Below are 21,666 nucleotides of genomic sequence, written 5' to 3'. Positions count from 1 at the left end.
CCTGTTACCGGTTATCTGGTGAGTGATTACCACACTAATGTTGCTACAGCGCCTGCATTCAATGCAATGGAAAAACTTTTGCCATCATCCAGAACCTTAAATGATTTTAATGCAGGAGCTTCGTTTAATACTACCAAAATTTTTTTACCGTCTGGTGATTTAAAAGCCACATTGGGCAAGCCTTCCGGCATAGTAGATGCAATACGCACACTTCCGGGACGCACAAATTTTGATGCATGCGCAATGTTGTAATACCCTGGATTTCTTTTTACCTGGTTGCCGTCAATGGTTACGGCTCCCAAACACTCCGTACAACCGCCGGGAGTGTGCGGCTCCCATTTTGAGTTGGCTGCCAGGTTCCATTGCAAATAGTTTTTGCACCAGTTTCTTGCACCGCCAATAAGTAGATTTTTTACATTCCATTTTAAATCTTCTGGCAGGTTGCCGGGCGCTCCCACCCATTGCTCAGTGAAGTAAAGATTTTTATCAGGAAAAGCCTCGTGCACTTTGGAAAGCGTATCTATTGATCCTGCATACAAGTGAAAGGCAGAACCGTCAACATATTGCGCTGCTTCTTTATCCGCAAGAATGCTCATGGGATAATCGGGCCTGTCCGCATTATGGTCGTACAAAATAATTTTTGTAGTGATGCCTGCTGCCCTGAATGCCGGCCCTAAACTTTTTTTCAGGAAAGCGGCTTGCTGCTCTGCCAACATTAACAGGCTGGGGTTATTGCCAGGATGCAAGGGTTCGTTTTGAATAGTGATGGCATCTATATTGATGCCTTCCGCCTTTAAGCTTTGTATGTATTTTACAAAGTACTTCGCATAAGCATTGTAATATTCAGGTTTTAAACTACCACCTTTTGTGCTGTCGTTAGTTTTCATCCATGCAGGTGGCGACCAGGGCGATCCCAATATTTTTATATCAGGATTAATGGCCAGTATTTCTTTTAAAACAGGGATCAACCATTTTTTATCTTCCGCTATGCTGAATTTTTCCATAGCAGTATCTGTTTGTCCTACCGGCAAATCGTCGTAAGAAAAAACATGGTCGTCCAAATCAGAAGCACCTATACTCACCCGTAAATAACTTATACCTATATTGTTGCCATCTGTAGCAAATAATTCTTTCAGCAGGGCTGCACGCGTAGCGGCATCCATGTTATACAAATGAAACGCACTGCCGCCAGTTAAAGCATGGCCATAGCCATCAATAGTTTGGAAGGTTTCTTTTTCATTAACTTCAATTGCCGGCACTGTTCCTGTTGCAGTAATATTGCCTAGAGACTGCTTTGCAAATAATATGTTTTTGACAGGATCAGTTAACCATACTTCCATTGCCGTGTCACTCTTAGAAGAGTTTTTGCAACCTATGCAAAGAATAAGTATGAGTGCAAAAAATGTTATTTTATTCATGGAGTAATTTAAAAAAAAGATCCTACCAATATTACAATTGAAAGGATCTTTTATAAATAGTAGTAGGATCAGTAACCAGGATTTTGAGTAAGATTAGTATTCTTATCCCTTTCGGATTGAGGAATAGGCCATATCAATTTGTTTTCAGTAAGATTATACCCAAGACTGGCGCCATTTCCATCTTTTTGTGCATTCATTACTGGTATGGCCCGGCCGGTACGCACCAGATCATACCAACGGTGACCTTCAAAGGCAAGTTCCAAACGTCTTTCCTTTTCTATCGCTAACCTTAGGTCAGCCTGTGTATTGGCTGTTGTATTTCCCAACTTGGCGCGGTTACGTACCTGGTTCAGTAATGCCTTAGCCCCAGTTAAATCATTCAACTCTGTTAAGGCTTCAGCCTTTAATAAAAGAATGTCTGCCAGGCGGATCAAAATAAAGTTCTGACCTCCGCTATGATCTCTGTACTTGTTAATGAAAGGAAAGGTTGTCGCAGGCCAGTAACGGTCTGTCCATAAGCCGGTTACGTCTTCAAATACGATACTAGCATTCTTTCTTATATTATCGCCTTCTGCATTAAAAGCATTTACCAGGTCATTAGTTGGGGTGTTGAACTTTTTCCAGTCTGTTCCCTTAACCATATCTGTTCCCCAGTTGCCGCCGGTATTCCAGTCAATACAATCTATTTCAAAAATAGCTTCTGACGAGTTTTCGTGTGCATTGTCCCAAAGCTGATCGTACTGTGGCAATAAACTGTACCCAGCTGCAATCACTGCATCTGCCTGTTCATTAACCTTTGTCCAGTCATGCGGTTCTATGGTTGCGTACACCTTTGCCAGTAGCGCATGTGCTGCTCCTTTCGTACCTATAAACTTTGTTGATCCGCTGGCTGGTGCTTTGGCAATAGTTGTTTGCAGGTCTGCAATAATTTGTGCATACACATCTGCTTTGGGTGAACGGCTTGGATAAAGTTTAGGATATACCTGTTCTATATTGGATGCACTTATGGATGAGATTTCCTCCAATACCAGTGGTACGTCGCCCCAAAGACGAACCAGGTCAAAATAACAATAAGCCCTTATAAATGATGCCTCACCGACGATCTGATCCTTGCGTTCCTGGGTTAAAGCCGGATCAGTAATACGGGGCACATTTGTAATGACAGTATTGGCTTTTGCGACCTGGCTATATATATCTGCCCAGTCTCTGGAAACATTGCTATTTGTAGCGTCGATCCTAAACTCATCTATCTGAAAATTTGGTACTTGATCCGCACCCGCATAAGCATTATCCGATTGTGCATCTCCATTGACAAAGTTGTCCAGCATAAAATATTCATTTTTAAAATCCTGGTATGCAGACTGCAACAATGCCTCGGCTTGCCCTGCCGTTGTGTATTTGACCGTATCAGTAGACCCTAGATCCTGATCGGTATATTGAGAAAGCGGATCTCTTTCCAGAAACTTTTTACAGGAGAGAAAACCTGCTGATAACAAAGCAAGTAACCCTATTATTAAAATGTTTTTTTTCATAATGGTAATGTTTTAAAAATCAACATTCAAACCGAAAATAAAAGTGCGCGTTTGCGGGTACGTGCCATAATCAACGCCTATTTCCGTTCCTTTGCTGTTGGAACCAAATGCATTTACTTCGGGATCAAAGCCTGAGTAATCGGTTATGGTGAAGACGTTTTGACCTGTTACATATAGCATTAACTTTTGAAGGTGTAGCTTCTGCACCAGGTCTTTATTGAAGTTATAGGCGAGTGTCAGGCTTTTTAACCGCAGGTATGATCCATTCTCGATAAAACGTGTTGAGTTTTTGTAATTATCAGGATCGTTCGCTTTCGGAATATCTGTTACCTGGCCGGGAGTTTTCCAACGGTTCAGCACTACAGTCGATTGGTTTTTGCTGTCAAACATGCCTTCAAGGTCAACACGTGTGGCATTAAAAATATCATTGCCTTGCACTCCCTGGAAGAAGACATTCAGGTCAAAGTTTTTATATGTCAGCGCAGTGGTTAACCCATAGATAAATTTAGGCAGCGCATATCCTATAAAAGTACGATCGTCTGGTGTTATGATTTTATCATCGTTCAGATCCCTAAAGACCAGCTTGCCTGTTGCCGGATCTACACCTTCTGATATATATCCGTAAAATGCGCCTAAAGGTTGCCCCGGAGTTACACGGATCACTTGCTGGTTATTACTGTAAACAGTAGCAAAATCATAGATCTTATTCAAACCCAACTCTTTTATTTCATTATCGTTGAAAGAAATATTAAAATCGGCATTCCATTTAAGATCACTCCTGTCTATGATTGGACTTGAAATAGCCAGTTCGAAACCTTTATTTTCCAAAACCCCATCATTTCTATCAAAAACGTTCGATCCAACACCTACTGTGTTAGGCAACGGAATAGCCAGTAACAGGTCTTTTGTTTTTTTCCAGTAAGCATCGGCAGTAATGTTAACCTTGTGATTTAAAATTGCAGCATCAAGCCCAATATTTGTTTGTGTTGTGGTTTCCCACTTCAGGTCAGGATTCTCAATTGTGTTTCTATAAATAGCTGGCCCAGACAATGGATTAGTAACGGGTTTTCTTGTCGTGTTAAACAATCCTCTCCATGCATAATCACCCAGGCCTTCCTGGTTACCGGTTTGGCCCCAACCAACACGCAGTTTAAGATCATTGATAAAATCAACGCCCTGCATGAACGGTTCGCTTGAAATCCTCCATCCCCCAGAAAAAGAAGGGAAAAACTGCCATTGGTTACCTTCAGCCAGTTTGGATGAACCATCATAGCGGAAAGCAGCTGTGAACAGGTATTTACTATTGTAGTCATACAACAGCCGTCCAAAGAAAGAAGCCAGAGCTGATTCTGATGCAGTTGTACCAGCATTATTAATCTGGTTGGCTACATTAATGGTTTGAACACCAGGAATGGAGGGGTAGTCTTGGGCTTCGACATATGCATTGTCAAGCCTTTTTTCCTGAATTGAAATGCCACCTAAAGCGATTACATTATGAGAACCAAATTTTTGATTGTAGTTCAATGTATTTTCCCAAAGCCAGGTAAAAAGGTTATCCCTTCGTGCGGTTCCTATGCCATTTTGCTGGCGGCCGTAACTGGTTCTGAATGGATCAATGAAAGAGTCAAATTGGGTATTGGAAATATCAACGGCAAAGTTCGCCTTATAAGACAGGAACCTGGCAAAACTTATATCTGCGCCCAGGTTCCCCAGGAACCTGTTGTCTTTTGAACGTTCATCCCTGCTTTGGTAAGCAACGGGATTTTCCCAGGAAGGCTGAAAAGGATTGGGATCAAACTGCCCGCTACCATCACTTTTGTAAACATTCAAAAATGGAGGCGTATTTAAAGCACTAAGAATAACACCACCTCTTCCCGAGCTGAGGTTGTCTAATGTATTTCTAAACGAACTGCGGATATAGTTCAAATTTGCATTGACCTTCAGCCAACTTTTTACTTTATTATCCAGGTTTAAGCGTACTGAATAACGATCAAACCGGGCAGGCTCTACAACACCTTTATCTTTTAAATAACCCATTGATAAAAAATATTGCGCTTTATCACTTCCCCCTGAAACAGAAGCCTGATAATTCTGGTTCACCCCTGTATTAAACACTTCATCGACCCAGTTTGTATTGGTAGTAATGGAAGGGTCAACAGTGCCGGGACCTAATACTTCTTCCATCAATTCGCGGTACTGAGGTGTGTTTAAAACATCGATTGTATTCACTACTTTCGAAAAACCTACATAGGTATTGAAACTCACCAACGATTGGTTTGACCTGCCTCGTTTGGTAGTAATAATCACTACGCCACCGGCAGCCCGTGCGCCATAAATAGCAGTAGATGCTGCATCCTTTAGTATCTGTATTGTTTCAATATCATTTGTGTTCAGGCCTCTGGTGTCTGTAGTTTGCACTCCGTCAATTACATAGAGAGGATCATTATTGGCATTGATAGAACTTGTACCCCTTATCCGTACAGAAAAATCTGTTCCGGGCTTACCCGAAGGCTGAGTGACCTGTACGCCTGCAGCCTTGCCTTGTATGGCCTGTGCTGTGGAGAAAATTGGCCTGTTTTCAAAGTCTTCAGCATGAACAGTAGAGATAGAGCCAGTTACATTTCTCCGGTTTTGTGTTCCATACCCAATCACCACTACCTGCTCCATCTGCTTTGTAGCCACCACTAGTTTCACATTGATAACCGATTGTCCACTTACAGGAACTTCCTGTGTTTCATAGCCAATATAACTGAATTGTAATATCGCATTATTGTCTACAGTTAAAGCATACATGCCATTGTTGTCTGTAGAGGTCCCGCTGGAAGTGCCTTTTTCGCGCACAGAAACGCCGCTCAATGGCTCATCGTTGGCACCGGTAACTTTACCGGCAACTCTGATCTCACGGTTTTCTGATGCATTTTGTGCCACAGTCAGGCCATTAATATCTTTAGCCTGAACCCTTAAGGCAGTGAACAGCATCAATAGAATTGAAAACTTTATCGACAAATGAATAAACCTGCCTGAAGAAGTACCTTTTTTCATCGTATTTAGTTTAGGGTTTAATAATCAGAAACCTCAGCGCTTATTACATGAGTCTGTACTTTCAACCTTCTGAAAATCGTAGTATTTCCTGTTTTTTTAATAACCAAAGTCAATTGAAACATCAAGGTCGTAACACCATTTTCATTTCATCACAGCTTTTCAGAAAATACAGAGCATTGGCCATTCATGTTTCACAACCGCCCCTTGCTTTTTCTTCCATAGCTTAATAAAACACTTTCTGCCAGCTCTACGGCAGCACCCTCCGGTCCTTAAAAAAAGAAAATTCAAATTGAACTATAGCTCTGGAATAGTAGTGAATTAATTGCCTGAAATCCTGTAGGCTGCCTGGGACAATTTTTTCCTTTGGCACAATTGAGGAGTAATTGTCGAATAATTCGTAATCTTTCATACGGGCTATCGTTTGACAAGGGTAAGTAAATGAGTCACAAAACAAGACAAAAATTGATGGCGAAACATTGCATGAAATAAAAAATTTACAGGAAGGATAATTATTGTAAGCGTTCAAAAATTCGGCAGTTTGGAATTATAGAGTCAATTCTTTTGGTTGATTTTGTTATCTGGACTGCCCCACTGGGTCGGCTGCTCTTCACAATCCCCAGGTTGCCCCAGCTGCTTAAAGCACGAAGCCCCGATTCAAGAATAAAAGAATCAGGGCTTCATTTCTAAAACCTTTAAAAAAGTTTAATGAAATAAGCTTCGATAGTGAATGTTCAAATTGAATCAGTCTCCAGATAAAGACTATAATACCAATTGCCACATCAAAATCATTCGAATATGCAATGAATACTAATGATTAGATCCACTCAGTACATAAATGAGGCACTACCTGGTTATGATCAATTGTTTTGTGTTTGCTCGTTGGTTATCAATCCAAAGACTGTAATTGTAAGTGCCGGCTGCCAAAGCACCTGCATTTAGCGTTATTTGACTGCTGCCTTTGGTGTTCAGTTCAATCGTTTTGATTATTGCTCCTTTTAAATCTGTTATTAATAACCTGGCCATAAAAACATTGGAAGGAACATAATAACGAATAATGGTGTTACTTTTAAAAGGATTAGGTGCATTTTGTTCCAAGTAAGCAGAAGAAGCATTTGCAGATAAATTGTTATCCGTCATCCCATTCTTTAATTCCAGCACCAGTTGTCTCAGCTCAGCTATTTCTTCTTTTAATACATCATTTTCAGTTTTCAGCTCTTGCACTGAAGCAATCAATACAGGAATGAATCCCTTGTAATTTATCCCTTCATACTTTTCTTCAGGACTCACCACGGTCTTCTTATCCTTGTCGTAACGGGCAGGATGCACTCCCTGCTTTACCAGCTGGGGAAATACCAGTTTTACTTCATCGGCTATCAAGCCAATTTGTTCGCCTTTGGGTAGGTTCATTTTTGCATATTCGGCTGTCTTAAACTCATAGACATAGGGCTTGAGTTTCATAAGTTGCTCCAGTGAGTACTTAAGAGGATTGAACCCAGTTTTGAATTTCCGGTCTGATATCGTCAAGTAATCCACAGCCCAAACATCTCCTTCAAAGTAACCAGCAGCATTAAAAGCGCCACCATAAGCAAAACCTCTAACACCATACATGTTGCCTACATTGTTTTCCTCAGAATTAAAACCAAGGCCATCAACACCAATACGGGAACCTGCAAAGCCATTAGAAGAGCCAGCAACACCAATACAAGGGTCTACATTAGATGTGCCACCAAGTGCTGTTCCTTCTATTCCCTCTAGTCCCCCAAAAGCAACAATACCAACTCCAATACCAGGTTGAATAACAGAGGAAACAGAAATTCCAACGCGATTGATATCAAGGTTACTGGGCGCATTAAAAACCCTTAAGCCAAAATCATAAGATTGATTATGTATATGTAATGGATAACTTGGGCTAGTATTGATTCCAACCAGACCTGTAAAGTAACCATTACCCACTACATGTAGCTTTTGAACAGGCGAAGGTGTGCCAATACCCACATTTCCAGAAGCATGGATCTTCATTCGCTCAATGTTATTGGTCACAAACCTGAGGGAAACATTATTGGTGCTGCCGATCTTATTGGATAAGGTAGCATTGGAATTGCCCGCTAAACTCCAGTAAGGCGAAGTGTTTTGGGCAGAAGTGCCAAGTGCAAAAGAAAGGAAGAGCGGGAAAATAAATGTGTGTTTCATACCATGATGGTTTAAGGAGTGAAAGAAACGCATCACAGGGTGGGAATCCAGAGGAAGGGAGAAAAGCCGAATAAAGTGTAATACGCCCGGTTCATTGTAGTGATCGCTGGGGACGAATATTAGACTCTAAATTAGTAAAACTTCGCTGTTTTATACCTCATGTAGGAGTACCCAAATTTCGGCAGTTATGAGTTAGACTCAATTCTTTATTTTTACATCAGTACCTAATTCGTATATGGCAGTATCAACTTTTTTAACAGCAGAATGGAGAAAGCTTGCCATTGCAAACTATGCAGTAGACAAAGCGGTGCTGGAAGAATTTCTTCCGGCAGGAACAGAACTGGACATTTGGCAGGACAACTATTACATCAGTTTAGTTGGTTTTATGTTTTTAAATACCAGACTGAAAGGTTTTTCTATTCCCTGTCACGCCAACTTTGAAGAGGTGAATTTAAGATTCTATGTTCGGTATCAAGAGAATGGCATATGGAAAAGAGGTGTTGTTTTCATTAAAGAAATTGTACCACGTCCCGCTATAACTATGGTCGCCAACAGGGTGTACAAAGAAAACTACCAAACAATGTCCATGAGCCATCAATGGCTTTTAAGCGAAAGTAAATTACAAGTTGAATACAAGTGGAGGAAGAAAAGCTGGAACAGGTTTACTGTTCAAGCTGATGCAATTCCTTTACAAATAACAGAAGGTAGTGAGGAAGAGTTTATCACAGAACACTATTGGGGTTATGCCAGAATCAATGACACCCTTACATCTCAATATGAAGTAAAGCATCCAAAATGGAAGATCTATCAAGTGAATGAATATTCCATTCATGTAGATTTCAAGGATGTTTATGGTACCAAGTTTTCTTTTCTTACTGGACAAATACCAAATTCAGTTATGCTTGCAGAGGGATCTGCCATTGAAATAATAGCAGGCACCAGAATTTCATGTAATATGCAGAAGATGAGCGATTAGCAGTCATGTTGATTTGTAATATTTCTTGCGAATGGAGCATTTTTAAATATACACAAAGTAAAGGCGATGTTCATCTTTAACGAACTATTAATTCCAAAAGGATTTTAAACAACAAATTTTACTAGATTTGTATTGATGGCAGGTATCGATATTTATATTAAAAGTTCGCTTTATTCCTGGTATATAGAACTAGATACCAGGGATTGCTATACCTGTTCTTTTACAGAATTTAACCCTTTCTGTCGTAAACTTTATTACTTCTCCAACTTTAAGGACTTTAATACCTATTCCCAAGCCTAATATTTGCCAGGCTTGGGTTCTTCCTGAATTAAGTGATCCCTTTTAATTATTAATTCTAATCATTGCTTTGCTATGACTCAAAATGTAACATTTTGGGAGCGTAATACTATTGTTGTATTACTACTCCTAACAAATGCCATTGTATTAAAGAATGGATTTGTTGTACATGCCAAATGGTATTGGCTTTTGGTAGTAACAGTACCGTTGCTCTTCATTACTTTAATAGTGTACCTGAGAAAGAGCAATAAACATTTTCAAAAAATAACTAACAGAAATATCAAATAACAGAAATAAAAGCATTTTCTCACTAGTAAAATAATGTGCTATGCAAGAGGTAAAAAATCAAATTATCCTAAGCCAAGATGATTATCAACTGATGATATCTTATGTAAAAGGAAATCATACCAGAAATTCATTTGACCGAAATAATGTAGAAGAATTGAAGGCAGAATTGAAGAAAGCAACACTTGTCAAAAATGACGATTTACCTGGAGATGTCGTAAGACTTAATTCAAAAGTGAAAATACAGGATGAGCATAATGGAAAAACGTTTGAATTAACCTTGGTAACACCCCATAGAGCAGACATCAAACAAAGAAGGGTATCCATCATGTCACCTATTGGCACGGCTCTAATAGGTTACAGGAAGGGACAACAAGTGCAATGGAAAGTACCATCAGGTGAGAAAACTTTTACTATTTTAGAAGTTTCAAATTAGCCATAACAAGTTTTTATCAGGAAATAGATAACTTATGCAGGAACGCCAGGTTTATCGCATGCCGAAAGCAGGTTCGATTCAAAACTTGAAACTACAGACTGAGGTCCTGGAACATCCCAAGACAGGAGATGTATGTATTCAAGTGAAGGCTATAGGCTTAAATTTTGCGGATATCTTTTCTATGCAAGGCCTCTACAAGGCAACACCTCCAGGTTCATTCATTCCAGGATTGGAATTTTCGGGTGAAATTATAGCTGTTGGTGCAGGTGTGCAAGAATGGAAGGTGGGTGACAGAGTCATGGGTGTTACAAAGTTTGGTGGTTATGTATCGTATATTAATATTCACCACCGATATATTATTCCGTTGCCTGAAGACTGGAGTTTTGAAGAAGGTGCAGGATTCCTGGTGCAAGGACTTACTGCTTATTATGCTCTTACGGCCTTAGGCAACCTGAAAAAAGGTATGACTGTGCTGATCCATAGCGCTGCTGGTGGTGTAGGCATCATGGCCAACCGTATTTGCAAGAAATATGATGCTTATACCATTGGCACTGTAGGCGGGTCGCATAAAGTTGAATATTTACTGGATGAAGAAGCTTATGATGATGTCATTGTGCGGGATGATCATTTTTATAGCAAATTGGTGAATGCTCTTGACAGTCGCCCTCTACTCCTAGTGATGGAATGCATTGGCGGCAAAATATTAGAGCAAAGCTGGAAAGCGATGGCTCCTATGGGCAGGATGGTGGCGTATGGGAGCGCCAGCTTTGCATCACATGGATCAACTCCTAATTATCCAAAACTGATCTGGAAATACTTTAAGCGCCCCAAAATTGATCCACTACGCTTACCCTCACAGAATAAGTCACTCATGGGTTTTAACTTAATCTTTTTATATGAGCAAACAGATTTGATGCATGAAATGCTCCAGGGATTACTATCCCTTCAATTGAAACCTCAGCACATAGGTCAAGTCTTTCCATTTGAAGAAATGCATAAAGCCATTCATTTATTTCAGCAAGGAGCAACCATTGGTAAGGTGGTGGTTACCCTTGGAATATAAGAAAGTGATTCGTGTAAGGATTTTCTTGCCGGGTACAAGCGCTGATAATCTATTGCATTGGCCTTCTTGAAGAAAATAAAGTCTTCGGCAGTAATCACCAGCTCTGCGCCTAATGGTGTAACAATATTTAAATGATCATGACCAAATTGATTCCGGAACTTTCTCATTACGGAAGGATCAAGATTAGCCAATTGTTTTAATAACATCCTGTAGGAGTTTCCTGAAGCAGCCACTACATGCATTTTTAGTGCTTTTCCCAATAATAAAAGCTGCAAGAAGATTTGACCAATTGATTTTTTAGAAGATAAGACAATATCAAAAACATCATGTAGTAAAATGATTAAATGGGGTACTTGTTTTTTCTTTTCCGGCTTACCTTCTGCAAGCTTCCTGAAGTAAATGCTCCTGCTCCTCATTTCTTTGAGCAGCGCTTGCATGAATTTCAACTTACTACCAACATTACTCATCAAATAATCGTCAGAAACAAAACAGTATTTAATATTGCAATCCCTTCTCAAAGTTAAATGATGATTTCTTGCAGATACTGCAAGTGCATAATCAACCAGGAGACCATTATTATTCAATTGCAATGAACTAATCAATGAACCTATAAACTCCCGGATCTGGGCTTCATCATTGTATGAAACAAACAAATGTGGCAACTGTTCGAAATCTACAAAAACAACTTCATTGGCACTGTCTTCACCAATAATGAATGGTAACGTCATGGTGGAAGAAATTTGATGGCATAAAAAGTAAACCTAGCGAAATTTTCAAACGGACCAAAAGGGAAAAATATTGTAAAAAAGATGTGCACAATCTTTTGTTACTGTATATCAATATGTATTAGCGATTATAGAAAGTTGTGCACATTAGTTTTATGGCCAAAATACTAGCAGGAAGCTTTACTTTTTAAAGCTCGCATGAGTCATCAAAACTTTATTATGCAATTGAGTCTCTTTGCCTTTTAATAGAGCTTCATTAAAAACCCGTACTCCCTGTTGATTCAAATGATGGCTGTCAAAAAAATCCAAACTATCATCCAATTTCATTAAGTAATTGAAGTTAATGTAGTGATCAGTCTTTGAAGAAATAAAAGCATCAAATTTATCATTACCATCAAAAACATTGAAAACCATCTTAGTCACCGGGGCCTGGACAAAAACCATTTCTATGTTTTTATCTTTAATTATTTTCAATATTCTTTCAAAAGCAATCAATTGATAAGCTTTAGGCTTCCAATGAGCAAGTGTGACAGGGATTTCTTCTTTTTTCTCTGCTTCCGGGCTGTTGAATGAAAGTTTTTTTTCTACATATCCGCCGGAAATATAAGTATCATCTTCCTTCTTCATTTCTTCTTTAAAACCGTTATCTAAATCAAATAACTGTCTATACCATGAATAAATCAATGTGTTATAGGCTTTTACATTATTGAGGGTCAATGCCATTTTTACTGAACTCATATCAATTTTATCATTAGCCAGCAGATCAAGAGCAGATTCAACACCGTCTAATAAAAATGGCCAAGGATGTACTTCATAGATGATCAATTTGGGATTCAAATTGCTTAAGTAACGCTCTAACAATATTTCTGTTTGAAGGGGCGTTTGATTAGGAGAACCAAGATTAAAGGTGTTATAACCATATGCCTTGAATATTCGCGGATCAAATCCCCTGTAAGTATGAGAAGCCCCTAAGAAAAGTATATCAACATTATGCATCTTTTTTGCTTCGCATATACGCGAGTACATATTCGCATATCCCCCAATCCCGTATATTAAATTTTTCCTTAAATGCCCGGGGGCAAAACTTCCCCAGGCAATTAGAAAAATAAAATAAGAAGTCAATAAAAAAGGAATAAACAGCAATACATTGGCAAGAAACTTTTTCATGGTTAGAATTTGAAGTAGATGAAAGGTGTTTCAGAAGTCTCCATTAACATTCCGATCAAGAAAAAAATAAAAGCATATACGCTCCATCTGAAAATCCGACCTTTTATAACTCCTAATTGCAAGCCATGTTCTTTTTCTCTATTCAGCCATTCTATAAGGAGCATGCTACCAATAAACAGCAGCAAAGTTCTAAATGTCAAATAGCCCTTAGGCACAGCAGGTATTGAAATTAAAGAAATGGAAAAAAGTCTTTGGTAATAATTAAAGGCTTGGGTAATATTTTCAGCTCTAAAAACGATAAATGTAAACATCACCAAAACAAATGTTGCCAGCATGCGTGCGGCTTCACTAAAAGAAGGAAGCATTTTATTTCCAGCTATTTTACTCCTTTTATTCATTTTTCCAGTCAATATAAGAGGTATAAAATAACAGCCATGCATCAATCCAAATAGGACATAAGTCCAATTAGCACCATGCCAAATTCCGCAAATTGTAAAATTGATTATGATAGCAAAAATCAATCCCAGTTTCCCTAAATCTCTAAAGGCAATACTTAGCGGAGTAAATACATACTCGGTTAACCAGCTTGTCAATGATATATGCCATTTACGCCAAAACTCGGCTATATTTTGAGAAAAGAATGGGAAATCGAAATTCCTGGTGATGTTAAACCCGATCAATCGAGAAAAGCCTATTGCCATATCAGAATAACCTGAGAAATCTGCATACATCTGTATGGTGTATAAGAAAGCCCCTATTAATAATGTACTTCCTGAGAAATGCTGGTAATTATCAAATATATGATTGGTAATAGAAGCACAATTATCTGCAATAACCACCTTTTTAAAAACACCCCACAATATTTGTCGCAATCCATCAGTTGCCAGGTTATAATCAAATACTCTTTTCTGTTCCAGTTGAGGGATCAATGTCCTTGCTTTATCAATAGGCCCTGCTAGTAATGCTGGGAAAAATGCAATGTATGAGCAAAAAACCATCCATTCTGCTGTTGCCTTGATCTTTCCCTTTTCAATATCCAGTAAATAGCTTATACTTTTAAATGTATAATAACTAAGACCTAGAGGGATGATGATATTGATGGTTTGAATGTGAATATTAAAATGGAAAAAGGAAAAGAAATTACTAAATGATTCAACAAAGAAGTTAAAATATTTAAATAGCAACAAGCAGCCAACACCTTGTAGTAATCCAATCCAAAGCAGTAATTTTCTGGACTTAGGAACAGTAGTTTTCTCAATATAAATCCCTAAAATAAAGTTTACAATGGAAGTTGTGATAAGAATGGAAAGAAAGCGCCAATCCCACCAGGCATAAAACAGATAACTACCGAGTAGGACCAGAATATTTTGGTGTTTTACATTCTTATCACAAACAAACCAATACAGCAAAAAGAATGCTGTAAAAAAAATCAGAAATTCATTAGATGTAAATAACATTTTCTGAAAGTTTAGGTGTAAGTAATATGGTTAGCTAAAATGACAATACAATAGATTTTAGTTTTCAATAGGTAATGGATGTTTTTTGGAATTGCAGATCAAGAATTCTGTATCCTATTTTGGATCGTATCTACCATTTCCCCCACATTATTCCAACTTTGAATTTCTCTTGAGGTAAAACGAATTTTAAAATGTCTTTCAATGCCTACAACTAATTGTATATGGGTCAGAGAATCCCAGCCTTTTACATCCGGAGCCTGTGTTTTATCTGTTAATATTACTTCTTCATCATCGAGGATATCTTTAAAGATATCCTGGACCTGGCTAAGTATAACTACTCTTTCCATTTTTACAATTTAAATTTTATGTAGCACTCTTTTGTTCTACCACTATTCATAGAATACACCCAATAGCCATCATTCTTTTCAAAGCCCAAATTCAGATAATGCTCTTTTACGAGTGCATTCTTAGCTGTTGGTATATACTCACCTTTCAAGAAAGCAAAGCCCTTATTTTTCATACAATCCGTTATGGTACTCAATACAAAGTTTTCCATCCCACGTTTTAACACTCTGCAGCTCATGAACCAATTATCAATAAATAACGTTTTTGTATCTTCTTTCGTTAAAACAACCACACATATCAATCCATTATCTCCAAATTTATCTTCCAATGTGAATGTGAATGTAAAGTGATCCTGCGATTTTGAAAGCTCACTAATTTCTGCTTCGGTATATCTAATTGTTCTTAGGTTGTACTGGTTGGATCTTAATGACAATTGTGCAACCCGTGGCATATTAAATTTATTAAAAGGCTCGACCAATGATTGCATATTCAAACTTTTCAAGAAATCATCTTCAGTTGCAAATTTTTGTAACGCAGTTTTCCTAAGGACTTCTGTTTGATAGAATTTTGCTCTTTCGGCATCTTCGGTTGAATAAGTAACAGTTTCAAAAAGGTTTAATGAATATAGATACTCCAAATAATCAGCGGGATCTTCCGGTAATTCAGGGACTGTAATATCCGGGATATTTTCTCTAACTATATTTCTCTCGAATGGAGAATCATCCAGAAAAACCATTGAATCAAATCCAATATTTAAAGTAGCCTGGATTTGTCTCAGATTATCCACTTTATTTTCCCAGTTAGCGATAAAAACCGAAACATCATCTATACGCAATACCATGTCAGGATGTTTTTCAAATGGTTCTCTTGCAACCGTTTCCGAGTTCTTACTACAAACTGCGACTATGATTCCCCGGTTTTTTAGTTTTTTGATCCAGTATTGAAATTCTGAAAATGCTTTACCAATTCCTAAATTACCAATTTGAATATTTTCCATACCGTCATCCCCGATGATGCCCCCCCATGTTACATTATCCAGGTCCAAAACCACACATTTTTTGAATTTACCCTTCAAAGCGCTTATTAAATCAATGGTTTTAGCTGCAATTTTTGGCAAGACGTCTATACTCAGTACCATTTCTGTATTGATATAAACTGAACTTTGAAAAAAGTTCAGTTTACCGACCTCGTTCTGAATAGAAGAAATATCACAAATAAAGAAGGTAGGATTTTTAGAAGCCAATTCCATTAACTCGTAGTTCAGTTTACGGAGCTGATACAAAAAGGAAAATTCTATTTTGTTCGCATAATTACCAAAGATGGAATCATCTATTTCAGTATAGTTGTAGTATATAACCTTTACATTTAACTGAGTTGTTATAAAAGAAAATATTGCTTTAATCAAATCTATTTCATTAAGTGCTAGAGCACAATACTCTTCCGGTTTTAGTTTGTTGTATTTACCAAGTAATTTGTGAGCAGACTGGAAGACAATAACCACTTCGGGTTTATAATTATACAATTCGGAAGTTAAGTCAAAAACCTGACGCTGTATCTGGTTAAAATCAGCTTCCCAGATCTCCAGGTTAAATCCTTTATCAAAACCAGCTCCTTTCAAGGCCTGATTCAAAAATTGGGTGGAAGTGTCTCCTAGAATGGCTAATTTAATCACTTCCAAACCGGAGTAATCTAACTTCAAATTTTTCTTGAGTTGGGAGAATGTTTTCATCCAAATAGAATTTAGTTAACATCAACTATTCCTTTTTACACTCGTTTAGGGATTGCTGTAATAATTTCACAAAACGATCCAGATGAACAGGGGGATTAAATATGGTAGCATGTTCTCCATCTATTTTAAAAACCTTTATTGACTTTGCAAATGGTTTCCAGTCGCTAGGTTTTAAACCTTTATTGTAAACTGAACTTTTTTTAGCAAGGAATAAAACTACTTCTCCATCATAGGGTGTCATCGGATAGCTATTAGAAGCTAGATAATTTGCAACAGCAATCTTATGTTTGAAAAATTTAGCTTCCACATCTTCCGGATTAGAAGGGTAAATTTCCTTTACTTGATTTATTAATCGTTTTAGTAAATTCTTTTTCTTATTTATCCATAATCCTCTATCGAACCTTAATAAATAGATATTAAAATCAAGCTTAAGATAAAATGAAATAACATACTTCGACACAATCGAATATAACCGATATAACTTTTTATTTGAGAAAGGATCAACCATTACTTTTTTCGGAACTGCAGTATCAAACATTGCGAGGAATACCACTTGTTTACCCATCGCTTTTAATTGTTTTGCCATTTCAAATGCGATAATTCCTCCAACACAGTACCCAGATAATGCATATGGACCATCAGGATTCTGTTGCAACATTTCTGCTACGTATCCTGCAGCAACCTCCTCTATATTTCTCGGAAGCCCATCTAATTTCTCATAGCTTATTGGTTGTTGCAAGACATATATAGGCTGGTCATCATCTAACATACTTGCGAACTTGTAGAAACTAAAGGCGGATGCACCAATGCTGCAAACTATGTACAGAGGTATTTTACTCCCTTTGGAATTTAATGAGTAAAGGGACTTAACTGCAGACGGTTGGTTATTTTTCATTAAAAGTTTCGCAAACGTCTCTATTGTTTGATTTTCAAACAAGGAACCAACGGGCAAACTTTTTCCTGTTTCCATTTTAATCCTGGATACAACCCGCATAGCTAAAAGGGAATGTCCGCCTAGCTCAAAAAAGTTATCTTGTATGCCTATATTTTCAACACCCAGGAGTTCTTGCCAGATCTGAACTAACAATTCCTCCATTTTACTGCGAGGACCTACATATTGATTAGTTGCAGTAATTTCCACATCCGGCAAAGCTTTCTTGTTTACTTTTCCATTTGCCGTTACAGGAAGGCTATTTAAGCTTACCCATTGGTTAGGTATCATGTACTCGGGCAGCTTGCTATGCAAATAACTTTTTAGTGAATCCTTATTAAATGCACCCTGGGGAACCACATAGGCAACCAGCCGTTTGCCCCCTTCCTTACTTTCGCGAGCCATGACTACACACTGTGTGACCAAACCACTTTTATGCAGCGCACTTTCCACCTCACCCAACTCAATCCGATAGCCTCTAATTTTTACCTGATCATCCCGCCTGCCAAGGTATTCTATGTTACCATCAGGCAGCCAGCGTCCAACATCTCCTGTACGATATAATTTACCATTCCCGAATGGGTTGTCAATAAACTTCGTATTTGTAAGTTTTTCCTGGTTCAAATAACCACGCGCCACTCCCACTCCTCCAATACAAATTTCGCCTGATACCCCAACGGGGACCAGCTGCTGTGTTTCACTCAATATATATAATTGAATATTATCAATTGGCTTTCCAATTGGCGGAAGCAACGGTATTTCTGAATCAGCATGCTTAATGGTGTAACTACTTACCACATGCGCTTCCGTAGGTCCATACTGATTGATTAGCCTGATGCCTTTTTTCTTTATGAGATTTTGAATATCATCTGTCAATTTTAATTGCTCACCAGCTACAATTATTTCTTCCAACTTAAAAGAATCATTGCCAGAGACATTTATATGTTCTGCCAGATTCTTCAAAACAATAAAAGGCACGAATAAGTGTGTTATTTCATTGTGCAGTATTTCTTTTAAAATTTCTGCCATATCATATCTAAGTTCAGCAGCAATCAAGTACAAGCTGCTTCCAAAGCAAAGAGTAGAAAAAATGTCTTGAAAACTTACATCAAAATTCAGGCTTGCAAACTGTAAGACCCGCCTGTACTTATTCTGAAATTGCTTTTGTTGCCAGGTCAATAAATTCACTAAACTATTACCGGGCATTCTAACACCTTTGGGGGTACCGGTAGAACCGGAGGTATAGATCACATAGGCCAGGTTACAAGCTTTGTTGATCTTTTCCGGATTATGTTTAGGCTGCTGGGCGATCAATTCCCAACCACCTACCAAATCTACAGCTTCTACAGGGGTAGCTTGTTCATTGAGCAAGTCAATGTATTTGCCACTAGTTACTACCACAGAGGCGCCACTATCGCTAAGCATGTAAGATATTCTTTCCCTGGGATATTCAGGATCCAGGGGCACATATGTGCCACCGGCTTTCAGGATACCTAAGACGCCTACAATCATTTCTATTGAACGATCGATACATACTGGTACTAAGGTCTCAGCTTTTATTCCTTTGTTTCTGAGGTAATGGGCCAGTTGATTACTTCTTTCGTTCAATTGCTGGTAAGTAATTTGCTTTTCTTCAAAAACAACAGCAATACTGTATGGCGTCTTTTCAACCTGTTGTTCAAACAGATCTACAATGTTATGATCTTCGGGGTATTCTACTGAGGTTTTATTGAAATTATAGAGCAACTGCTGCTCTTCTATCTTTGTGAGCATTGGCAGAACAGAGATTCTTAGCCAGGGTTGTTTTACAATTGAGCGCAACAATTGTTGAAAATGCCTGATCATATTCCTGATCGTCTCTTCTTTGTACAGATCGGTGGAAAACTCTACTGATCCCTGTAGACCATTCTTCGTCTCAGAAACAAAAAAAGTCAACTCAAACTTTGAAGTGTTATGTGCCGGGGCTTCGCCAGAAAGTTGCACATCTCCTAACTGAAGTCGAGGCACATCTGGAGTATTGCGCAGCACCAACATGGCCTGGAACAAAGGACTGCGGCTCAGGTCTCTTTCCCTGACCACTTCCTCCACTATCTTTTCAAAAGGCACTTCCTGGTGTTCATACGCCTCCAGGGTGGTTTGTTTGACCTGTTGCAGCAGTTCAATAAAGGACATTTCTGCTGACAGTTCATCTCTAAGGGCAAGCGTATTGACAAAAAAGCCAATAAGGTCTTCCACTTCATGCTGCTGCCGGCCTGCAATTGGTGAACCCACACAGATGTCGCTTTGTCCACTATATCGGTACAACAGGACCTTGAAAGCAGCAAGCAGGGTCATAAACAAAGTAGTGCCCTGTTTTTGTGAAAATACATTGAGCAGCTCCGAAAGAGAAGGATCAATGTTAAAAATTACAAGAGAACCTTTGGTGCTGTGTACGGCAGGCCTGGGATAATCAGTGGGTAGTTGCAGGGCTGCTGCACCCCGAAGTTTTTCTCGCCAATATTTAAATTTATGTTGCAACACACCTCCCTGTAAATGGTTCCGTTGCCAGAGGGCATAGTCGGCATACTGGATCTCCAAAGGATGTAATGATGAAGAACGATTCTCCGTATATGCACTATAGAGTTCAACTAGTTCTTTTACCAAGATAGAAAGAGACCAGCCATCAGAGGCAATATGATGTAAGGCAACCACCAGCACATACTCCTGTTCTTCTATCTTTATGAGATGAGCCCTGAGCATGTAATCTTTACTAAGGTCAAATGGCTCATTGATCAACTGTTGAATGTAGGAACGTAAGGCGACAGCATCTTCCCTGTATTTTAAGCCATCTACCTGAACAAACTGCCATCCTTCCTTTTGCTGGACGAATTGGTAAGCTGTTCCTTCCTTTTCTCGGAATACAGTCCGAAGCACTTCATGACGATCAATAATACTTTGAAAAGAGTATCCTAAAGCTTTCTGATTTACCTGACCTTTCAAGCGTAATACAATTGGCATATTATATTGCACACTGCCTTCCAGTTGGTCGATGAACCAAAGGCGCTCCTGGGCAAAGGATAGTGGGACATTTTCCGGCCTTACCAAAACTTTAGGAATGGAATGAACATTGTTTTTCTTTTGATATGCCTTAATAAATGAAACGATTTCCTCCTTTGAATCACTAATTTCTTTGATCAGCTGCTCATTTAATGTTCCCTTAGGAGCCCTGATATCCAACTTACCGTCAACGAGCTCAATTTGAACATTTAAGCTTTGCATCTTTTTATATAACTCAGTAATCATATGGAGAACTTTTCAAGGTTATCAAAATCATCTGTAATTGGTTTAACTGCCACCCAATTGGCCTTTTCTATTTCATCTTCAATACCAACAACAGTTGAATTATTAAAAAATTCCCGAATAGAAATATCTATTTTAAAATCTTTACGTATGGCTGATAAAAGCCTGGTAGCCATCAGGGAGTGTCCGCCGAGTTCGAAGAAGTTGTCGTGGATGCCGATGGGGGTTACTTTCAGCAGTTGCTGCCAGATCTGCACCAGTTGCTGCTGCACTTCATTTGTAGGGGCTACATACCTGCTGGTGGCACCCACCTCCACCTGCGGCAGGGCCCTCCTGTCCACCTTGCCATTGGCGGTCAGGGGCAGCTGCTCCAACTGCACCCACTGCAGGGGCACCATGTACTCCGGCAACCTTGCCTTCAGATAATCAATCAAGGCTTCCTTATTCAAGGCTTCCTCTGCCACTACATAACCCACCAGTCGTTTACGGCTCCCCTCTTCTTCCTCTTTGGCCACCACCACACACTGCCTCACCCCTCCACGCTGCAGCACCACACTCTCGATCTCGCCCAGCTCTATTCTATACCCCCGGATCTTGACCTGCTCATCCCTACGACCCAGGTATTCTATAGAGCCATCCTGAAGCCATCTGCCCATATCCCCGGTCCGGTATAAGCGCGCCCCTGCCTTGAAGGGACTTGCAATAAACTTCTCCCGGGTTAATTCTTCCCGGTTCAGGTAGCCCCGGGCCAGGCCTGCTCCCCCCACACAGATCTCCCCTACTACCCCAATGGG

General features: G+C 39.0%; 14 protein-coding genes. 3 read left to right on the top strand and 11 right to left on the bottom strand.

What is annotated here, in order from left to right:
- Nucleotides 1–26: 26 nt before the first annotated feature.
- The 4 genes from OCK74_RS20410 to OCK74_RS20395 form a co-directional block, all read right to left on the bottom strand.
- Nucleotides 27–1,418, bottom strand: coding sequence for a glycoside hydrolase family 30 protein (locus tag OCK74_RS20410; protein ID WP_279298938.1), 1,392 nt, complete (start codon nt 1,416–1,418; stop codon nt 27–29).
- A gap of 68 nt (nt 1,419–1,486) precedes the next feature.
- Complete coding sequence (locus tag OCK74_RS20405) at nt 1,487–2,950, bottom strand: RagB/SusD family nutrient uptake outer membrane protein (protein ID WP_279298937.1); 1,464 nt, start codon at nt 2,948–2,950, stop codon at nt 1,487–1,489.
- 12 nt (nt 2,951–2,962) lie between these two features.
- Nucleotides 2,963–5,992 (bottom strand): SusC/RagA family TonB-linked outer membrane protein, encoded by a 3,030-nt coding sequence (locus tag OCK74_RS20400; RefSeq protein ID WP_279298936.1) that lies wholly within the window; start codon nt 5,990–5,992, stop codon nt 2,963–2,965.
- Nucleotides 5,993–6,835: 843 nt separating this feature from the next.
- Complete coding sequence (locus OCK74_RS20395) at nt 6,836–8,182, bottom strand: tail fiber domain-containing protein (RefSeq protein WP_279298935.1); 1,347 nt, start codon at nt 8,180–8,182, stop codon at nt 6,836–6,838.
- A gap of 235 nt (nt 8,183–8,417) precedes the next feature.
- Between OCK74_RS20395 and OCK74_RS20390 the strand changes: the two genes are divergently transcribed.
- From OCK74_RS20390 to OCK74_RS20380, 3 genes are all read left to right on the top strand, one after another.
- The gene (locus tag OCK74_RS20390) at nt 8,418–9,158 is read left to right on the top strand and encodes a YqjF family protein (protein WP_279298934.1); all 741 of its coding nucleotides are present in this window, start codon (nt 8,418–8,420) and stop codon (nt 9,156–9,158) included.
- Between the two features lie 625 nt (nt 9,159–9,783).
- Nucleotides 9,784–10,176 carry a nucleoside diphosphate kinase regulator gene (rnk, locus tag OCK74_RS20385; protein ID WP_279298933.1) on the top strand — a complete coding sequence of 131 codons (393 nt, stop codon included), beginning with the start codon at nt 9,784–9,786 and terminating at the stop codon, nt 10,174–10,176.
- Between the two features lie 34 nt (nt 10,177–10,210).
- Nucleotides 10,211–11,239 carry a synaptic vesicle VAT-1 family membrane protein gene (locus tag OCK74_RS20380; protein WP_279298932.1) on the top strand — a complete coding sequence of 343 codons (1,029 nt, stop codon included), beginning with the start codon at nt 10,211–10,213 and terminating at the stop codon, nt 11,237–11,239.
- Here OCK74_RS20380 and OCK74_RS20375 read toward each other — a convergent pair.
- The 7 genes from OCK74_RS20375 to OCK74_RS20345 all read right to left on the bottom strand — a co-directional run.
- Nucleotides 11,191–11,967 (bottom strand): hypothetical protein, encoded by a 777-nt coding sequence (locus OCK74_RS20375; protein ID WP_279298931.1) that lies wholly within the window; start codon nt 11,965–11,967, stop codon nt 11,191–11,193. The two genes, OCK74_RS20380 and OCK74_RS20375, sit on opposite strands and share 49 nt — an antisense overlap.
- Nucleotides 11,968–12,144: 177 nt before the next feature.
- On the bottom strand, nt 12,145–13,131 hold the full coding sequence (locus OCK74_RS20370) for a hypothetical protein (RefSeq protein ID WP_279298930.1): 987 nt from the start codon (nt 13,129–13,131) through the stop codon (nt 12,145–12,147).
- Between the two features lie 2 nt (nt 13,132–13,133).
- A complete protein-coding gene (locus OCK74_RS20365) occupies nt 13,134–14,588 on the bottom strand; it encodes an MBOAT family O-acyltransferase (RefSeq protein WP_279298929.1) in 1,455 nt (484 codons plus the stop codon).
- Between the two features lie 98 nt (nt 14,589–14,686).
- Nucleotides 14,687–14,935 carry an acyl carrier protein gene (locus OCK74_RS20360; protein ID WP_279298928.1) on the bottom strand — a complete coding sequence of 83 codons (249 nt, stop codon included), beginning with the start codon at nt 14,933–14,935 and terminating at the stop codon, nt 14,687–14,689.
- Nucleotides 14,936–14,937: 2 nt separating this feature from the next.
- Nucleotides 14,938–16,662: an HAD-IIIC family phosphatase gene (locus OCK74_RS20355; protein ID WP_279298927.1), complete on the bottom strand. Its 1,725-nt coding sequence runs from the start codon at nt 16,660–16,662 to the stop codon at nt 14,938–14,940.
- A gap of 25 nt (nt 16,663–16,687) precedes the next feature.
- Nucleotides 16,688–20,875: an amino acid adenylation domain-containing protein gene (locus OCK74_RS20350; protein WP_279298926.1), complete on the bottom strand. Its 4,188-nt coding sequence runs from the start codon at nt 20,873–20,875 to the stop codon at nt 16,688–16,690.
- The coding region (locus OCK74_RS20345; RefSeq protein ID WP_279298925.1) for a non-ribosomal peptide synthetase at nt 20,872–21,666 on the bottom strand (795 nt) is incomplete at its 5' end. The genes OCK74_RS20345 and OCK74_RS20350, both read right to left, overlap by 4 nt.

Origin of the sequence: Paraflavisolibacter caeni (assembly GCF_025628885.1) — a bacterium.
Taxonomy (GTDB): domain Bacteria; phylum Bacteroidota; class Bacteroidia; order Chitinophagales; family Chitinophagaceae; genus Flavisolibacter; species Flavisolibacter caeni.
Note: the sequence above shows the minus strand (reverse complement) of the source record. Positions and strands in the feature narration are given on the sequence as shown.

What these genes read in the sequence shown, in the direction of transcription:
- OCK74_RS20410 (WP_279298938.1), bottom strand. Translation starts at nt 1,418, where the DNA reads ATGAATAAAATAACATTTTTTGCACTCATACTTATTCTTTGCATAGGT.
- OCK74_RS20405 (WP_279298937.1), bottom strand. Translation starts at nt 2,950, where the DNA reads ATGAAAAAAAACATTTTAATAATAGGGTTACTTGCTTTGTTATCAGCA.
- OCK74_RS20400 (WP_279298936.1), bottom strand. Translation starts at nt 5,992, where the DNA reads ATGAAAAAAGGTACTTCTTCAGGCAGGTTTATTCATTTGTCGATAAAG.
- OCK74_RS20395 (WP_279298935.1), bottom strand. Translation starts at nt 8,182, where the DNA reads ATGAAACACACATTTATTTTCCCGCTCTTCCTTTCTTTTGCACTTGGC.
- OCK74_RS20390 (WP_279298934.1), top strand. Translation starts at nt 8,418, where the DNA reads ATGGCAGTATCAACTTTTTTAACAGCAGAATGGAGAAAGCTTGCCATT.
- rnk (WP_279298933.1), top strand. Translation starts at nt 9,784, where the DNA reads ATGCAAGAGGTAAAAAATCAAATTATCCTAAGCCAAGATGATTATCAA.
- OCK74_RS20380 (WP_279298932.1), top strand. Translation starts at nt 10,211, where the DNA reads ATGCAGGAACGCCAGGTTTATCGCATGCCGAAAGCAGGTTCGATTCAA.
- OCK74_RS20375 (WP_279298931.1), bottom strand. Translation starts at nt 11,967, where the DNA reads ATGACGTTACCATTCATTATTGGTGAAGACAGTGCCAATGAAGTTGTT.
- OCK74_RS20370 (WP_279298930.1), bottom strand. Translation starts at nt 13,131, where the DNA reads ATGAAAAAGTTTCTTGCCAATGTATTGCTGTTTATTCCTTTTTTATTG.
- OCK74_RS20365 (WP_279298929.1), bottom strand. Translation starts at nt 14,588, where the DNA reads ATGTTATTTACATCTAATGAATTTCTGATTTTTTTTACAGCATTCTTT.
- OCK74_RS20360 (WP_279298928.1), bottom strand. Translation starts at nt 14,935, where the DNA reads ATGGAAAGAGTAGTTATACTTAGCCAGGTCCAGGATATCTTTAAAGAT.
- OCK74_RS20355 (WP_279298927.1), bottom strand. Translation starts at nt 16,662, where the DNA reads ATGAAAACATTCTCCCAACTCAAGAAAAATTTGAAGTTAGATTACTCC.
- OCK74_RS20350 (WP_279298926.1), bottom strand. Translation starts at nt 20,875, where the DNA reads ATGATTACTGAGTTATATAAAAAGATGCAAAGCTTAAATGTTCAAATT.